Source organism: Paenalkalicoccus suaedae, from assembly GCF_006965545.2.
GTDB classification, from domain to species: Bacteria; Bacillota; Bacilli; order Bacillales; family Salisediminibacteriaceae; genus Paenalkalicoccus; species Paenalkalicoccus suaedae.
Genome location: NZ_CP041372.2, coordinates 3,846,951 through 3,862,378, shown reverse-complemented (window position 1 = coordinate 3,862,378; position 15,428 = coordinate 3,846,951). Strand labels below are relative to the sequence as shown.

Genomic DNA, 15,428 nt, shown 5'->3' with positions numbered 1-15,428 from the left:
GGTTAAGTTGTATAAGGCCCCTCTTTTTCACCTCGCAAAAATACACTTAAGTCATAAATTCTCAACCTTGGTGTACCACTTTGGGGAAGTTCCAGAGATTTTAATATTCTATATGATATATCGCGTGATTCGATGTTAAGAAATGACCGTAACTGTTTATTCGTAATGTCCTTATTTATTAGCAAGGCGTAGTGATAAATAGCATCAAGATGCGCATCGGTACTTGTGTTTGTACACTCGATATTAATACACTTCCACAGTTTTTTATTCGCTATGTACGCCATCCTCTCACTGCCACAAGTTTTACATATAACTCCTTTTTTCATTTTAGAAACATAGTAATCCATTTTCATATAATCAGGAATCCAACACTGATAGGAATTAGTCAATAATGTTGCCGTGCGAACAACTTCTGAGAATGGGATACTATTGGACCGATTTTCGCTTTCCCACATTTCAATTTTGTCGATTAGTGCGCTTGGCCTACAGTACTTAGATGTGATAACTTCTAAATCGCTATGTACAGTAAATGATGAATTTTTATTTGTAAAAACAACTTGATGATATGCTGGCAAGCGTCCCAGAGCCTTACACCCATTTTCAGAAAACCAATTAGAAAGCTTACGAGAAGCAATTTTTACTTGCTCTAGAGGATCATCAAATGTCTGGTCGCCAGTCTTGTAAGAACAAATCAATTGCTGAGATTTTGGAAACACTGTAACGGATCCGGAATAGTTTTTGGACTCAATCACAAGCCAAAAGCTCCTTGCTAAAATTAGCGTATCAATTTGAAAAAAATCTTCTTCATTTGGTAAACGCACATCGTGCATAATGACTAACTCTTCATGATTTAATAGCTTTAAAAAGTAATCTATAGATGTTTCGCCTCTGTAGCCAGACTTATAAGATAGATACTTCAAATTAAGTGGCTCAAATTCTTCTTTATCAAGTCTCTCTTTCAAAGCAATATACTGATGATACCTAGTTGGTGGTGTTTTGCGATCAATTATCATATTAACTCCTCCTTATTTATAAGTAGGTTCATTACTAAATCAGTAAGGAGTCAATTACGAACATAAGTTCCTTTATTGTACTCTCTTTTATCCAATTAATCCAGTTTTTACTTTATAATTTTGGTGAATTTTTAGAGTATATGGTTGTAGCTTTTTAAACCGCGCAAGTTGGAAGGAGAACCGCGCGAGTTGAAGTTGCGATTGCGCGAAAATCGGGGTGAATCGCGTGAAAAAGAGCATGGACTGCGTAGAAAGAAAAAAACCGCGCAAGTTGGAAGGAGAACTGCGCGAGTTGAAGTTGCGATTGCGCGAAAATCGGGGTGAATCGCGTGAAAAAGAGCATGGACTGCGTAGAAAGAAAAAAACCGCGCAAGTTGGAGGGAGAACTGCGCGAGTTGAAGTTGCGATCGCGCGAAAGCAACTCCTGATCAACTGCATATGTATAAAAGCCAGCCGCCTCTAAACCGCCACATAATTACTCTAAATTAAATTAATCTCACCTCTTGACAATATACCTGATGGGGTATACTATGAAGAATGTAATCAGCTATCAACCAAGCACTCATCTTGACTTCGTTTATACCTATATGGGTATACTAGAAGCAGACAATCACATAGGATCGAACAGACCAAAAAAATTTTCTATAAAAACATACCTTAGGGGGTACTAAAGATGATTCAAGCAAATCACCAGTTAGATGCAAAAGGATTGGCGTGTCCGATGCCGATCGTGCGAACGAAGAAGGCGATGGCGGATGTACAGGAGGGCGAGGTGCTCGAGGTGCTCGCAACAGATAAGGGTTCGAAGGCAGACATCGCGGCATGGTCGCGGTCGGCGGGCCATCAATATTTAGGAACAACAGAAGAGGGAGAGACGCTCGCGCACTATATTCGCAAGGGGACGAATGAGCCGGAAGTAGAAAAGTCATTTGAGCAGACGGTCGACTTAGCCGAGGTAGCGAAGACCGATCGACAAGGTATTTTGCTTGATGTGAGAGAAAATGCGGAGTACGCATTTGGGCACATCGAAGGCGCAATCTCGATTCCACTTGGCGAATTAGAAGAGCGACTTAGCGAACTTAATAAAGAGGAAAAAACGTACGTGGTTTGCCGAACTGGCAAGCGTTCGGATTTAGCAGCACAGCTCTTAGCAGATAAAGGATTTACAGATGTATACAACGTATTACCGGGGATGACCTCGTATGACGGACCAACAAAAACGAACCTATAGGAGGACGTATAAATGTCTAATAAAGTAGCGATTATTGCAGCAAATGGTGGCATGTTTGATGCCTATAAAGTATTTAATATTGCAACGGCGGCAGCCGCATCTGATAAAGAGGTACAAATTTTCTTTACGTTTGAAGGGCTAAACTTAATTCACAAACAAGCGATGCACAATTTAGAGATGCCTGCAGGTAAAGAGCATATGGCAGAAGGGTTTGCGAAGGCGAATGTACCTTCTATTCCAGAGCTTTTAGAAATGGCGCAGGAGCTAGGAGTGACGTTCATTGCGTGTCAAATGACGATGGACGTGATGGATTTAACGAAAGAAGATTTTGTAGACGGAATTGATGTTGGTGGAGCTGTGACATTCTTGGAATACGCGAAGGATGCAGCACCAACACTAACGTTTTAATTTAGATGAGAAAAGACAAAAACCCATTTACCTGAGGAGGTATATAGAATGACAGTACACACATGGAAAGCAGAAGATATTGCAAAAAAGGTAATTAACCGTGAGGATCTATTTATTTTAGACGTACGAAATGAAGATGCATTCGCCGATTGGAAAATCGAAGGGCACAACTTTAGCTATATGAACGTCCCTTACTTTGATCTGCTTGATGGCGTAGAGGAAATCCTTAAAGACATTCCAGAAGACAAAGAAGTTCTTGTTGTTTGTGCAAAGGAAGGGTCGTCGATCATGGTAGCGGAGATGCTATCGGACGAAGGGCGCGACGCGGCGTATCTAGAGGGTGGCATGAAGTCTTGGAGTAGCTATCTTGAGCCAATTAAAGTATCGGACTTAACAAACGGAGGCGAGCTTTATCAGTTTGTTCGTTTAGGTAAAGGCTGTCTCTCTTATATGGTGATTTCTGAAGGGGAAGCGGCGGTGATTGATGCGGTTCGATTTGCAGACGTCTACACAAGTTTCGCCGACAAAAAAGGTGTAACGATTACGCACGTGTTTGATACACACTTACACGCCGACCACATCTCTGGTGGACGCGACATTGCTGAGGCAACTGGGGCGACGTATCACCTGCCGCCGAAGGATGCGGAGGAAGTTATCTTTGAGTACGAGCCGCTAACGGACGAGACGCATGTGACGATCGGTGCTTCTAACATTGACGTAAACGCACTTTACTCACCAGGTCACACGATCGGCTCCACGTCATTTGTGATCGACAATCAGTACTTGCTCACAGGCGATATTCTCTTTATCGACTCCATCGGACGCCCGGATCTGGCTGGTCTTGCCGAGGATTGGGTTGGTGATCTACGTGAGACTCTCTACACACGCTACCGCGATTTAGCAGAGGATTTAATCGTGCTACCAGCTCACTTTATGATTATCGAGGAGCTTAATGAGGATGGCACAGTTGCCAAGCGTTTAGGCGATCTTTTTGCCGAAAATCATGGGCTTAATATCGAAGACGAAGCAGAATTCCGTAGCATGGTAACAGACAATTTACCACCACAGCCAAATGCGTATGAGCAAATTCGTCACGTAAATATGGGGAAGCTGTCTCCAGATCACGAGGAGCAAACAGAAATGGAAATTGGACCAAACCGCTGTGCGGTGAGATAAGTGCGAGGGGAGGCTACTCCCCTTTTTTGGTTTGTTATCGACTGTAGAAAGAAGGATGTTAGATGGATATCGTATTGATTCTTGTACTATTTGCCATCGGATTTATTGGTTCATTTTTATCAGGAATGCTCGGTGTTGGAGGATCGATTATTAAATATCCCATGCTTCTTTACATTCCTCCTTTATTTGGACTCGTAGCCTTTACTGCGCACGAGGTGTCGGGTATTAGTGCCGTGCAGGTTCTCGTTGCATCACTTGCGGGAGTATGGGCGTATCGTAAAGGTGGGTATTTGAATAAGGAGCTTATTTTGTACATGGGTATCGCCATTTTAGCGGGTAGCTTGCTCGGTAGCTTCGGGTCCGATCTTATGTCCGAAGCAGGAGTTAATATCGTTTATGGGACGCTCGCGGTGATCGCGGCAATTATGATGTTTCTCCCCAAAGGGGTTGAGAGAGAGGGATCACTTATCACGTTTAATCGTCCGCTTGCAGCTGGATTGGCGCTCCTTGTTGGAATTGCGTCAGGTATCGTCGGTGCGGCTGGCGGATTTTTACTTGTGCCACTGATGATCACGGTGCTCAAGATCCCGACGCGCATGACGATTGCGACGAGCCTTGCGATCACGTTTATCTCGTCGGTCGGAGCGAGCGTTGGTAAAATCGCAACGGGGCAGGTCGAATATGGTTCTGCGGCTATCATGATCGTGGCGAGTATCCTGGCTGCGCCGCTCGGAGCCAAGCTCGGCAAGCGCTTGCCGGCGCGAGTGCTACAGCTCTTGCTCGCGGTGTTGATCACGGCCACGGCGATAAAGATTTGGACGGATATCTTATTCTAGGCCAGAAAATAGGGTAGAGGAGAATGAAGGATATGGAATGGATACTAGTAGGGGTAGTGGTGGCGTTTGCTGTGTGGAAGTTCATGCCCGTAAAAGGGATTGAGCAACTGGACGTGGAGGGTGCGAAGGCAAAGTTTAAGGATCGGAACGTACAGTTCATCGACGTTCGCACACCTGGTGAATACCGCGCGAACCATCGTAAACCGTTTGTAAATATGCCACTTTCGGAGATTGGTAAAAAAGCAGGTACGTTAAAGAAGGATCAGGATGTCGTGGTGATTTGTCAGAGCGGTATGCGCAGCACAAGTGCGTCTAAAGCTTTGAAAAAGCAAGGATTTACGAGAATCTACAATGTAAAAGGCGGTATGAACGCTTGGAGATAGTGAGTTTGATTGGATAGAGGGAGAGCCTTCGCACACGGTGCGAGGGCTTTTGTTTGTGGCTTTGGAGGAGGAACATAAAACCGGAATAGGGAACATAACTTTTAAATGCGGCACATAAAACCCAAACAGGGAACATAACCTCATGCCAAAAGGGAACAAAGTCCATAACTTTCAAACGGGGAACATAAAGTTAGAATCAGGAACATAACTTGCAAATACGGCACATAAAATCTAAATAGGGAACATAACACCCCCATTAACCTTAAAGAAAAACCCAAAACTATTTGAATCAACTGCCAGCCTATCAGCCCCTATTGCAAAAACATCTCTTTAAAAGCTTTTAAGGAGTTACGAAGCGGTGGCTGGAACTTAATCAACTCGGGTTTTTCTCTATACATAAAGCCAAATTACAAACAAAAAAGACAGCCTCTCCGGCTGCCTTTTTACTCATTTATTAAGACTCCCACCCACGTGCATCCTGTGGAATGTCTTCAAGCTCGACCTCATCAAAAGAGGTAACGTGTCCGTCATCATCGACATACAGCATGAGGTAAGCTCCTTCTCGTAGCTCGCGTGTTGCAGAGTAACGAACGTCTAGCGGGGACCCGTTCTCTTCGAAAGCGGTCTCCTCATACCAATACGTATAAACGATCTCTCCAGAGTCTAAGGTCATTTCATCTATCTCAACAGGTGCTTCGATTTGGGTGAATACATTCTCTTTTCCTAGTCGGTTAAAGTCGACCGTTGCTAGGATAACAATCCCGGCAAGGAGTAAGATTAGGGCTCCTGTAAGAATGATACCAACTTTTTTCATCATGAATTCCTCCTAATTTGATTTAAAACAAGGCGCTTGTAAGCCTTTATTGTCATAACGTAGTACATCCCATAAACAAGCGAATATAACAGCATCCAAATGAGTACTGGGACGACCAGGTTTAGCCCAAGTAGGGTAGAGAATGCGTACAGAGCAACGGCACTATGCATAACCGCAACGAGTAGTGGAGCAACAAAAATCATGCCAACCTGATGACGGATACTACGAATGAGCTCGTTATGAGGAGCGCCGAGCTTATCTAACATGGCAAAGCTCTCCGCGTCTTCTTCTGCTTCTGTTAAGACTTTGAAGAAGATCATACTGCCGGTCGCGGCTAAAAAGACAAGACCAAGGAAGCTTCCTACAAACAACAAGGCTCCGTTGGCTTCAAGATTATCCTGGTAATCCTGCGTAGCACTAGAAAACTGCTCAGCTTCTAAAGCAAGCTCTTGCGAGAGTGCGAGCTGATTTTGATAGTCACTGACGGTTACTGCTCGATACACCTGTTCGTCAGCGGCATAGGCGGTGTAGTCCTCATCAGATACCACGAGTGCAAGTCCTCCGAGTGTTTCGACGTTATAGACGGCTTCTGTTACCACCTCATCGATTGCAATCGTGTCGTCTTCGACGATCACTGTCTCTGGAACGGTGGAAAGACCAACATTAAAGTACGGATTAACGAGATGAGCCGTTCCGCTTTCTGGAGGAATTAAAGTTTGTGCATCTAATCTATTTGCGAGCGCCTCATAGGTGCTAAAGGGAAGAACGCTGTATGAAAACTCTAATCCAGTGTCTTCTTCGACTCGAACATTCTTAGCAGGAATACGCGCTTCAAACTCGACGATTGACGGATCTATTTCCTGTGCTTCCCCTTCCCACATGAAGGTGAAGGGGGCAAAATTGGATACGTCTCGTTCAATGTTATAGTAGGTTCCAAATACTGCTCCGCCTGCCGTCATCGTGGCAGCGCTCAAGGTTGCAATGATTGTGAGCGTTCGTGCATTTGCACGAATACGAGAGAGTAATTGCGACATCGTCCATGAATGCAATCCTTTCCACGCAAAGCTGCGCTTCTTTTTAAGCTGGTGTAGCACGGTGATGAACACGTACTGAAAAACGAAAAACGTGCCGATAACGGTTAACCCGATAATGAGAAGCGGAGTCGCTATTCCAAAGTATCGCCATATGTCTGAGGTTGCTAAATCTTCTAGAGCGATCCAATAGCCGGCGCCAAGTAAGACGAAGCCAAACAACGTTAAAATAATACGCGATTTTGGTAGCGCCTCGCCCTTCTTTTCTGCGTGAAATAGTTCGAGTAAGGATACGCGATAAATGAGGGAGTATCCTTGAACTGACGTCACAAAAAAGATGATGGAAAAGACGAGTGCAGTATGAATGACTGCCTGCAAAGAAAGTTCTACAGCGCCAAGTGCGCCTAGGTCTAACCCCATTAGCTGAAGCAGTAGCAGGATAAAAACTTGAGAAAAAAGAAACCCAAACCCGATTCCGATCATGAGGGAAAGGAGTCCGATCACCATATTTTCCACAAAAAGCATGAGGCCAATGGTTGGTTTACGCACGCCGAGTAAGGAGTAGAGTGCGATCTCCTTTTTACGCTTTTTTGTAAAGAAGGCGTTGGAATAGAGAATAAAGACGGCGACAAAAATGAGTAAGACAAAGGACGCGGCGTTCATTAATCCGCTTATTTGCGAGGAAACCTCCGAAAGGGAGAGGATCTCGTCGCTGTAGCGGAGGGCGACGAACGTAAAGTAAATACTGATCGCAAAGACAGTAGAGCCGATGTAAAGTCCGTAGCTTTTTAAGTTGCGTCGTAGGTTGCGATAGGCAAGCTTAGTAATGGTCATCAGATCCACCACCTGTTTGAGCAAGCTCTGCTAAGATTTGTTGGAAAAATTCGTTACGCGTTTTCGTACCACGATACAGCTCTCTCGATACCTGACCGTCCTGAATAAAGAGAATACGGCGGCAAAAGCTTGCCGCGTAGGCATCGTGCGTCACCATCATGATGAGCGTTTCCTCTGTCTCGTTGAGCTTTTGCATACGACTCAGTAAGTCCGTTGCTGATTTTGAATCGAGTGCACCCGTTGGCTCATCCGCTAAGATTAGCTTTGGATTCGTAATGATGGCGCGACTTGCGGCAGTACGCTGCTTTTGACCGCCTGACAGCTGGTACGGATACTTGTTTAATAGGTCGTCTATGTGGAAGGCTTCTGTAATTGCCTGTAAACGTTCGTCAATCTCGTTAACGGAGCTCTTTGCTAGAGCTAAAGGTAGAATAATATTTTCTCTCACCGTAAGAGAGTCTAAGAGATGATAATCTTGAAAGATAAAGCCGAGATGACGCCTTCTGAAGTCAGCGAGCTGTTTATCCTCTAAGCTTGCGATTTGTTGCCCGTCGATCGTAATGTCACCGGACGTTGGGGCATCGATTGTGGCGAGCACGTTTAGGAGCGTTGATTTACCGGACCCGGATGGTCCCATGATCCCTAGAAACTCACCGTGCTCGATCGTAAAGGAGATATCCTTTAAGGCGTGCGTTGCCTGCTCACCTTTGCCGTATTGTTTATGGACGTTCGTTACCTGTACAAATGCTGTCATTTGTAGCACCTCTTTCGTCTGTTCGTTTGTATACTCCTACTTTATCCACTAGCTCTTAACGGAGCCTCACGTCAACCTTAAAAAATCCTTACATCCCTGGTATTTGCTTAAGAGCCTGTTATGATGGAAGAAACAAGGATAACGGCTAGGAAGGATGACGAGTATGAGTAAGCCTCGTATTTTAGTAGTAGATGATGAGCAGGATTTATGTACGCTGATTACGAAAGCGTTAGAGAAGGAAGGCTTAACAGAGGTGCAAACAGCAGGAACCGTTGCGGATGGATTCGAAGCGTTTCGGTCCTTTCAACCAGATATTGCGATTTTGGATATTATGCTTCCAGATGGACAGGGCTTTGACTTGTGCAGTCAAATACGCGAAGAATCACGAATTCCGATCTTGTTTTTGTCCGCAAAAACGGATGAGGTTGATAAGATTTTAGGGCTTGCGATCGGCGGAGATGACTACATCACGAAGCCGTTTAGCCCGAAGGAAGTGGCGTATCGGGTCAAGGCGCAGCTTAGACGCGCAGGTGTGTATGCAGCGACACCGAGTGTGGAGCTGGAGGAGACGAAGCGAACGGTCGGACGATTTACGATTGACGCTTCGGAGACAGAGGTTACGAAGGACGGGAAGCGGCTTGACCTTACGGCGAAGGAGGTTGGGCTCATGGCCTGCTTTATGCGCAATCCAAATCGCATTTTAAGTAAGGAGACGCTTTTTGAAGCGGTGTGGGGCGAGGACTTTTTTGGAGCCGATAACACACTGATGGTGCACATAAGGCGCTTAAGAGAAAAAATCGAGGATACGCCATCAGAGCCTACGTGCATTCGCACAGTGAAAGGCCTTGGCTATCGATTCCAGGATAAGTAGGGGATACACATGAAGTGGAAGCTAACTGGACGCTACCTGTTTTCGGTTGTGACAATCGTCTTGATCGTAGTTGTAGCAAATATGTTTATTATTGCTGCATTTATTCTTTATCAAAATGATTCGGGAGCAGGGGAAGTAGGTAGTGATTCTGCAGAAGAATTCACACGTCAATTTAGTCAATATATGGAGCTGGAGGACGGGGATCCTGTTGTGAATACAGAGGGGACCGAGGCGCTTCAGGAGTACGACGCATGGCTACAGATTTTAGACAGTGACGGCGATGTGGTTACGTCTTACTTTGCTCCAGATACAGTGCTCGATTCTTACAGCCCCATTGAGCTCGTGCATAACTATAAATATATGGACGATGAATTTAACACGTACTTTTTAGGTGCGTTTGAGGACTATAGCTATATTGTGGGGATTCCGTATTCGGAGGAAGCTCGCTACGTGCTCATGCTCAATGCTGGCTCCTTTTTTGAAGTTGCCTCTCGTGCAGTGGTCATCATGCTGGCGGTCAATATCATCATTGCGGCAATCGTCGGCCTGCTATTTAGTACAGGCTTAACGCGTCCTGTAAACGCCATGATCGATCGCATCTCGCAGTTAAAAAAGCAGAATTTTGATAACGTGAAGGTGCGCCGCCCCGGTATTTTCCGTCCGGTATTCGCGAATTTGCAGGAGGTTGCCACGACCTTGCGCGAGCACGAGGAGGAGCGCGCCAAGCTTGAGAAGATGCGCGAGGAGTGGATCGGCAACGTCTCCCACGACGTCAAAACGCCTCTCTCCTCTGTCCAAGGCTACGCAGAGCTCCTCATGGACGACGAGGTGAGCCCGGCCGAACGCAAGGAGTACGCCGAGGTCATCCGCCGCCAGTCCGTTTACATGAAGGACTTGCTAGATGACCTAAGCCTCACCATGCGTTTAAGAAACAACGAGCTCCCTCTGCAGCTGACAGAAAATCGCGTCGAACCTTTCGTGAAGGAAATTGTAATTGGACTTTTAAATGATAAAGCGTTCGAGCATCGCTTCATTTCCTTTGTGGGAGAAGCACCTGGAGTGATTGTCCGCTTTGACGCCCATTTAATGAAGCGAGCTATTTTAAACTTTATCCATAATGCGCTCCTGCATAACGAAGACGACGTAGAAGTAGAAGTGACGGTAACAGATCGCTTCATCCGCATATCCGACAACGGTAAAGGCATGGACGACGATCCGGAGCAAGTCTTCGAACGCTACTACCGCGGCACGAATACAGCCAACACTACCGGCACAGGCCTCGGCATGGCCATCGCCCGCGACATCATCGTCGCGCACGATGCACGCGTCGAGCTCACGTCAGAGCTAGGCAAAGGAACGACGGTTGTGATTTGGTTTGGAGAGGGGATGCATACCACCTAGCGCGTTGCCACTATTATAGGAGGTTCATCAATGAAGCATTTATTCTTATTTGGAGGGGGACCTCCTTTTACACATAAGCTTGCACAGCTATTTACGAAAGTCCGAAAATCAGAGTCTCCTGTCATTTTTCTCGTCCTCGAAAGAGAAGTATGGGCAGACTTCATTCCTTACTATGCTGACTTACTAAAAGCGAACCGTGTGCAGGAATGTCGCTTCTTACCTCTTCCAACGACAGACATAGACGAGGCGGTTGCAGCTATTGAGCAGAGCTCCGGCATCGTGATAGGCGGTGGCGATACGAATCGATACGCGGACTCCATCGTAGATACACCAATTAATAAAGCTATCCATGCACATTATCAGGCTGGTCATCCCGTCGCTGGATTTTCTGCCGACGCATTAATTACTCCCGAGAGATGCGTAATCTCGGCCAAGGATAATGACGAGCGGGAGCTACAGTCGCGGCCCGGACTTGGATTGTTTGGCGATATGCTCATCGCCCTCCATTATTCCGAGTGGGACGAAGAGATGCATGTAAGAAAATCGGTGCAAACCTACTCTCCTCAGCAAAACCTTGCATTAGACGAGCAGACTGGCGCGTACTTTAGAAACGGCGAGCTAGTGGAAGTAGATGGAGCTGGTGGCGTGTATACGTTAGAAGAGGGGGAGATCCATCGTGTCGAATAGATTCAAACACATAAGCCTCACCATTATCAGGTATCTATTAAACACCATAACTGGAACCGTCGTTTTATTCATGTCTCTGTGGATGAGTGGACCTGGAATAGCGGAGACAGATGAACCTACGTACAGATTGTATTTCATGCTAGGATTTGTACTGTGGGCCATAGGGGCATTCCTACAAATAAAGCCATCAATGCGCAAGGTGGGCGTTATCTTGACGCTGATTCCGTTTCTCTTTTGGGTAGTTTTCATGGCGATGGCTGTATATTCATAAAATAGGTTGAGAGAACAACGATATGTAGCCTTCTTTTAATACATGAGTGTCTAAGAGCAATAAACAAAAGGAGTCCGATCTCTACCTTCTATCAGAGAGACCGAACTCTTTTTTTTATTCCAGATCAAATCGCTTCCTCCGACTAACACGATAGCGAACCGCACTATAACAAACAAAAAACACCAACGCCGTCAGTAAAATCGGGACAAAGTTTGCCACTCCAACACTAATACTAAAGCCATCAACGGAGTGTCGCTCCAAAAACAAACTCCCAAAATACATCGTATAGTACCCAGCCTCCTGATAGAGAAATGTCATCGCCAACAGCGCGACCACTACACAGGAAATCACCACAACAATCGTTTCTGCAAAGCTATTCCAAATGATGTGTCTCCCACTACTCATAGCACGAATCCTCCTTGTTTAGGCTGAGGTAATCAAGCCCATGATAAAGCTCAGCATCGAAAACGCAAACAGCACACACAAAATCAATAACGGCACATTAAACTCACGGCGAATGAGCGTCAGCAAACTAAAAATACCGAGTGCTACCACGGTCGCACCACTCAAAACTGTCTCAAACATACTCGGCAACGCAATATTAAATAGGTTGAGGCCAATAGACAGGTAGATGAGCGCAGCTGCAATCGTAAACGCAAAAATCTTCGTTTGAGATGTCACGTAATCGATTAGCTGGTTCGACTTCACCCGAAACGATCCAAGCACATCGCGCTGCTTAATCTTCGTGAGCTCTCCGTTCAACCGCGGATAAATCGGCTGCATATAAGGCGCCTTGCCATCCAAACTCTCCTGCCCCCAAGGGAATTCCTCGCCACCGACAGGGAACGTCATCGAAGCAGTCGGGTCCTCCCGATCGATATAAGCTGGCGTCAGCTCACGCTCGGGATCAATCGAAAACACCACACGACCAGACTCAATCTCTCCAAAGTAGCGGGCGCGGTTCCGAAACGCTCCCCACCTTACAATCGAACCAATGTTACGCAAAGGATGCCGGAAAAACGTATACATCGAAACACTCACATCAAGCGGCATCCAACCCTCCTCCTCGATATAGACTTCGTTCCACGCATGCGGCTGGAACGACCCCTTAAACGCACCAACCATCACCCGGGCGGGAATACCGAGCGACCGACAGTACGACGCGATCATCGCCGACAGCTCCCCGCAGTCACCTTTACCGGTGTTGAGCGTAATCCCCGTACCGCGCCCCTTAATCTGCGAGGAATACCTAAAGCTCTCTTTTACGTGAGAAAATATGGCGAACACTTTCTCCTTTACAGTAGATGCGTCGATTGTGATCTGTTCGGCCTTCTGTTTTGTCCCTTCATCCACAGGAACGAGCGCACTGTTTCGCAGGAAGTACTGGCGCGCTTCCTCCGTCAGCGCGGACGCACGAGGCGATGAATAATTCGCCTCGTAGCGCAGGCTCTCCTTCGCGTCGAGCCTAAAATAAAACAGCTCCCCCAGAAAAGGATGCGCCTCCTCATGAGACGGCTCCACATGTGTAAACTGTATATCCGTCGTGCCAGGAGCTGCAGAAAGCCACAGCTCCATCGGCGCATCGCTCCGATTTTCATACGTATACGTGATTCTTGATGAGTCCATCCGTGTCACTCCTTCAAGCTTATTGGTTATTATACGGAGTAACTGCAAGAGTGGTTTCAAGTAAATGGGAAATTTAGTGGTTTGTTGTGGGGGAGCAGTTTAAACCATTGAACAGTGCGATAGATGCGTAACCGCGCAAGTTGAGGCGGGAACTGCGTAAGTTAAAAGGTCAACTGCGCGAAAATCAGAGCGGATCGCGCGAAAAAAGTGTGCGACCGCGTAAGGAGAAAAAAACCGCGCAAGTTGAGGCGGGAACTGCGTAAGTTGAAGGGTCAACTGCGCGAAAATCAGAGCGGATCGCGCGAAAAAAGTGTACGACTGCGTAAGGAGAAAAAAACCGCGCAAGTTGAGGCGGGAACTGCGTAAGTTAAAGGGTCAACTGCGCGAAAATCAGCATGAATCGCGCGAAAAAAGCGGCTTAAACAGAGTCAAACCACTTTGCCTAAGCCACGCCCGTATCTAAACTACCTAAATCCAGTCTAAAAACCTCTTTATTTCCTTATCCCAGAAGTTCCATTCGTGTCCGCCTGGTCCGTCTGAATAAGTTAGCGCAACTCCAGAGTCTTCAGCAACTTTCTTAAATGTCAGGTTATCCTCATACAAAAAGTCTTCCGTCCCGCATGACTGATACAGTCGCGGTAGCGACGCGGCTTTATTTTCACGAAGAAGGTGAAGGAGATCATTGTTGGTTCCAGTGATATCTGTATTTTCTCCAAACGCGACAGTGAAGGGATTCTCCATCTGCAGTCGCGAGGCCATGTCTAGCGCGCCGGAGAAGGAGCCGGCTGCGGCGAAGCGGTCCGGGTGGTTGAGCGCAAATCGGAAGGCACCGTAACCGCCCATCGATAGACCTGCGATAAAACGATCTTTTGGCTCGGTGGAAACCGGGAAGACGCTCTCGATAAAGCTCGGAAGCTCCTCCCCTATGTACGTGCCATAAGCATTGCCGTGCGCCATATCGACATACGCGCTGAAATCGGCATTAGGCATGACCACCGCGATCCCCTTTTCCTCCGCGTAGCGCTCAATCGAGGATAAACGTAGCCAACAGGAATGATCGTCCGTAGCACCGTGAAGCAGGTAGAGAACCGGGAATGTTTTTCGTTCGTAGGTCACATTCTGAGCGGTTGTAGGATCGAGTGCATTCATACCAACAGGAAGCAGAATATTAACAGACGTCTGCATCATCAAAGCCTTTGATTTAAAGCTAGTTTGAAAAAGTGCCATAGAAGAATTCCGCCTTTCGAATAGGTAAAGTAAATTAAGTATAGCGTGAAAGAAGCTGATCTGTATAATTTAACAAATGAATCAGTGATGGACGCTTGGGAATGCAGGTTTGCTGTATAAAGTGGAAGAGCAAACGAAGCCCGAGTAGGAATAAACAGAGGCCGCCGAGGCGCAAGGAGAGCAGTAGAAAGTGCAAACAAGGTTGACAGGGGCACAAAGAGATACCGAAGGCACATACTAAAGACAAAAAAATCTAACAATTCCCACAAATTAGTTGCCATCCTCTTCCATCTATGATAATCTGTAAAAACAGATAGACAATCTGCATTTGCAGATCATCTTAGAAGGAGGGATTACATTGAGTAAAGATCCGCTCAATATTACCGTCAAACAGGCTAAACTTCTTGGAAGCGCCCTCCGCGTCAAAATCATGAAGCAGCTCTTTGAAGAGCCAAAAACGGCAAAGCAGGTGGCTACAGAGCTTGATCATACTCCTGGCAACGTTCATTATCACATCAAAAAGCTTCTCGAAGGAGAGCTTCTAACACTTGTGGAGGAGCGCAAGGTTGGCGGCGTGATGGAGAAGTACTACCAGTCTGTAGCGGGGACTTTCTACGCACCAGATGAAGCAAGAGATCCTGTTTTAAGAGAGAGCTTTGATTCTGATCATACAACCTCTCTTATGACGAGAGTAGAGCTTACCACTAGTGAGAGAGATCAGATGCAGGAGGAGTTCGCTGATTTTCTCGAAAAATGGGTGGAACGAAGTACGAAGGCAGTCGGAGAGGCACGTCAGGAGTACAGCGTAGGTATCAATATCGTGAGCACAAAACCTAAATACGAAACGAATGGAGAGGATGACTAA

At 46.4% G+C, this 15,428-nt stretch carries 18 protein-coding genes; 11 read left to right on the top strand and 7 right to left on the bottom strand.

Translation table 11 applies throughout. From position 1 onward, the window contains the following. Window positions 1–2: 2 nt before the first annotated feature. The gene (locus FLK61_RS19420; protein ID WP_176010986.1) at window positions 3–1,013 is read right to left on the bottom strand and encodes a nuclease-related domain-containing protein; all 1,011 of its coding nucleotides are present in this window, start codon (window positions 1,011–1,013) and stop codon (window positions 3–5) included. A 226-nt stretch (window positions 1,014–1,239) separates the two neighbouring features. On the opposite strand from FLK61_RS19420, the gene FLK61_RS19415 reads away from it, so the two are divergent. From FLK61_RS19415 to FLK61_RS19390, 6 genes are all read left to right on the top strand, one after another. After that, a complete protein-coding gene (locus FLK61_RS19415; RefSeq protein WP_176010985.1) occupies window positions 1,240–1,476 on the top strand; it encodes a hypothetical protein in 237 nt (78 codons plus the stop codon). A gap of 210 nt (window positions 1,477–1,686) precedes the next feature. Then, window positions 1,687–2,244, top strand: a complete 558-nt coding sequence (locus tag FLK61_RS19410) for a sulfurtransferase TusA family protein (RefSeq protein WP_176010984.1) — start codon at window positions 1,687–1,689, stop codon at window positions 2,242–2,244. A gap of 12 nt (window positions 2,245–2,256) precedes the next feature. Next, entirely contained in the window at window positions 2,257–2,652 is a 396-nt protein-coding gene (locus FLK61_RS19405; protein WP_176010983.1) for a DsrE/DsrF/DrsH-like family protein, read from the top strand. Between the two features lie 48 nt (window positions 2,653–2,700). Continuing rightward, window positions 2,701–3,828, top strand: coding sequence for an MBL fold metallo-hydrolase (locus tag FLK61_RS19400; protein ID WP_176010982.1), 1,128 nt, complete (start codon window positions 2,701–2,703; stop codon window positions 3,826–3,828). 62 nt (window positions 3,829–3,890) lie between these two features. Continuing rightward, window positions 3,891–4,664, top strand: coding sequence for a sulfite exporter TauE/SafE family protein (locus FLK61_RS19395; RefSeq protein WP_176010981.1), 774 nt, complete (start codon window positions 3,891–3,893; stop codon window positions 4,662–4,664). Between the two features lie 23 nt (window positions 4,665–4,687). Beyond that, window positions 4,688–5,047, top strand: a complete 360-nt coding sequence (locus FLK61_RS19390; protein ID WP_176010980.1) for a rhodanese-like domain-containing protein — start codon at window positions 4,688–4,690, stop codon at window positions 5,045–5,047. A 454-nt stretch (window positions 5,048–5,501) separates the two neighbouring features. Here FLK61_RS19390 and FLK61_RS19385 read toward each other — a convergent pair whose 3' ends face one another. From FLK61_RS19385 to FLK61_RS19375, 3 genes are read right to left on the bottom strand one after another with little or no spacing between them, the layout of a single operon-like run. Continuing rightward, window positions 5,502–5,864, bottom strand: coding sequence for a YxeA family protein (locus tag FLK61_RS19385; protein ID WP_176010979.1), 363 nt, complete (start codon window positions 5,862–5,864; stop codon window positions 5,502–5,504). Further along, a complete protein-coding gene (locus FLK61_RS19380; RefSeq protein ID WP_176010978.1) occupies window positions 5,861–7,726 on the bottom strand; it encodes an FtsX-like permease family protein in 1,866 nt (621 codons plus the stop codon). Before FLK61_RS19380 ends, FLK61_RS19385 begins: the two co-directional genes overlap by 4 nt. After that, a complete protein-coding gene (locus tag FLK61_RS19375) occupies window positions 7,713–8,480 on the bottom strand; it encodes an ABC transporter ATP-binding protein (RefSeq protein ID WP_176010977.1) in 768 nt (255 codons plus the stop codon). The genes FLK61_RS19380 and FLK61_RS19375 overlap by 14 nt, the downstream gene beginning before the upstream one ends. A gap of 163 nt (window positions 8,481–8,643) precedes the next feature. Here FLK61_RS19375 and FLK61_RS19370 point away from each other — a divergent pair, with 163 nt between their 5' ends. From FLK61_RS19370 to FLK61_RS19355, 4 genes are read left to right on the top strand one after another with little or no spacing between them, the layout of a single operon-like run. Next, window positions 8,644–9,351, top strand: a complete 708-nt coding sequence (locus tag FLK61_RS19370) for a response regulator transcription factor (protein ID WP_176010976.1) — start codon at window positions 8,644–8,646, stop codon at window positions 9,349–9,351. Between the two features lie 9 nt (window positions 9,352–9,360). Then, entirely contained in the window at window positions 9,361–10,752 is a 1,392-nt protein-coding gene (locus FLK61_RS19365; RefSeq protein WP_176010975.1) for a HAMP domain-containing sensor histidine kinase, read from the top strand. Window positions 10,753–10,782: 30 nt separating this feature from the next. Continuing rightward, window positions 10,783–11,439, top strand: a complete 657-nt coding sequence (locus FLK61_RS19360) for a Type 1 glutamine amidotransferase-like domain-containing protein (protein WP_176010974.1) — start codon at window positions 10,783–10,785, stop codon at window positions 11,437–11,439. Beyond that, complete coding sequence (locus tag FLK61_RS19355; protein WP_249777648.1) at window positions 11,429–11,710, top strand: hypothetical protein; 282 nt, start codon at window positions 11,429–11,431, stop codon at window positions 11,708–11,710. The genes FLK61_RS19360 and FLK61_RS19355 overlap by 11 nt, the downstream gene beginning before the upstream one ends. Before the next feature lie 114 nt (window positions 11,711–11,824). Here FLK61_RS19355 and FLK61_RS19350 read toward each other — a convergent pair whose 3' ends face one another. From FLK61_RS19350 to FLK61_RS19340, 3 genes are all read right to left on the bottom strand, one after another. Beyond that, complete coding sequence (locus FLK61_RS19350; RefSeq protein WP_176010973.1) at window positions 11,825–12,115, bottom strand: hypothetical protein; 291 nt, start codon at window positions 12,113–12,115, stop codon at window positions 11,825–11,827. Window positions 12,116–12,133: 18 nt separating this feature from the next. After that, on the bottom strand, window positions 12,134–13,336 hold the full coding sequence (locus tag FLK61_RS19345; RefSeq protein WP_176010972.1) for a transglutaminase-like domain-containing protein: 1,203 nt from the start codon (window positions 13,334–13,336) through the stop codon (window positions 12,134–12,136). A 468-nt stretch (window positions 13,337–13,804) separates the two neighbouring features. Next, the gene (locus FLK61_RS19340) at window positions 13,805–14,563 is read right to left on the bottom strand and encodes an alpha/beta hydrolase (RefSeq protein WP_176010971.1); all 759 of its coding nucleotides are present in this window, start codon (window positions 14,561–14,563) and stop codon (window positions 13,805–13,807) included. A gap of 358 nt (window positions 14,564–14,921) precedes the next feature. Here FLK61_RS19340 and FLK61_RS19335 point away from each other — a divergent pair, with 358 nt between their 5' ends. Beyond that, entirely contained in the window at window positions 14,922–15,428 is a 507-nt protein-coding gene (locus tag FLK61_RS19335; RefSeq protein ID WP_249777647.1) for an ArsR/SmtB family transcription factor, read from the top strand.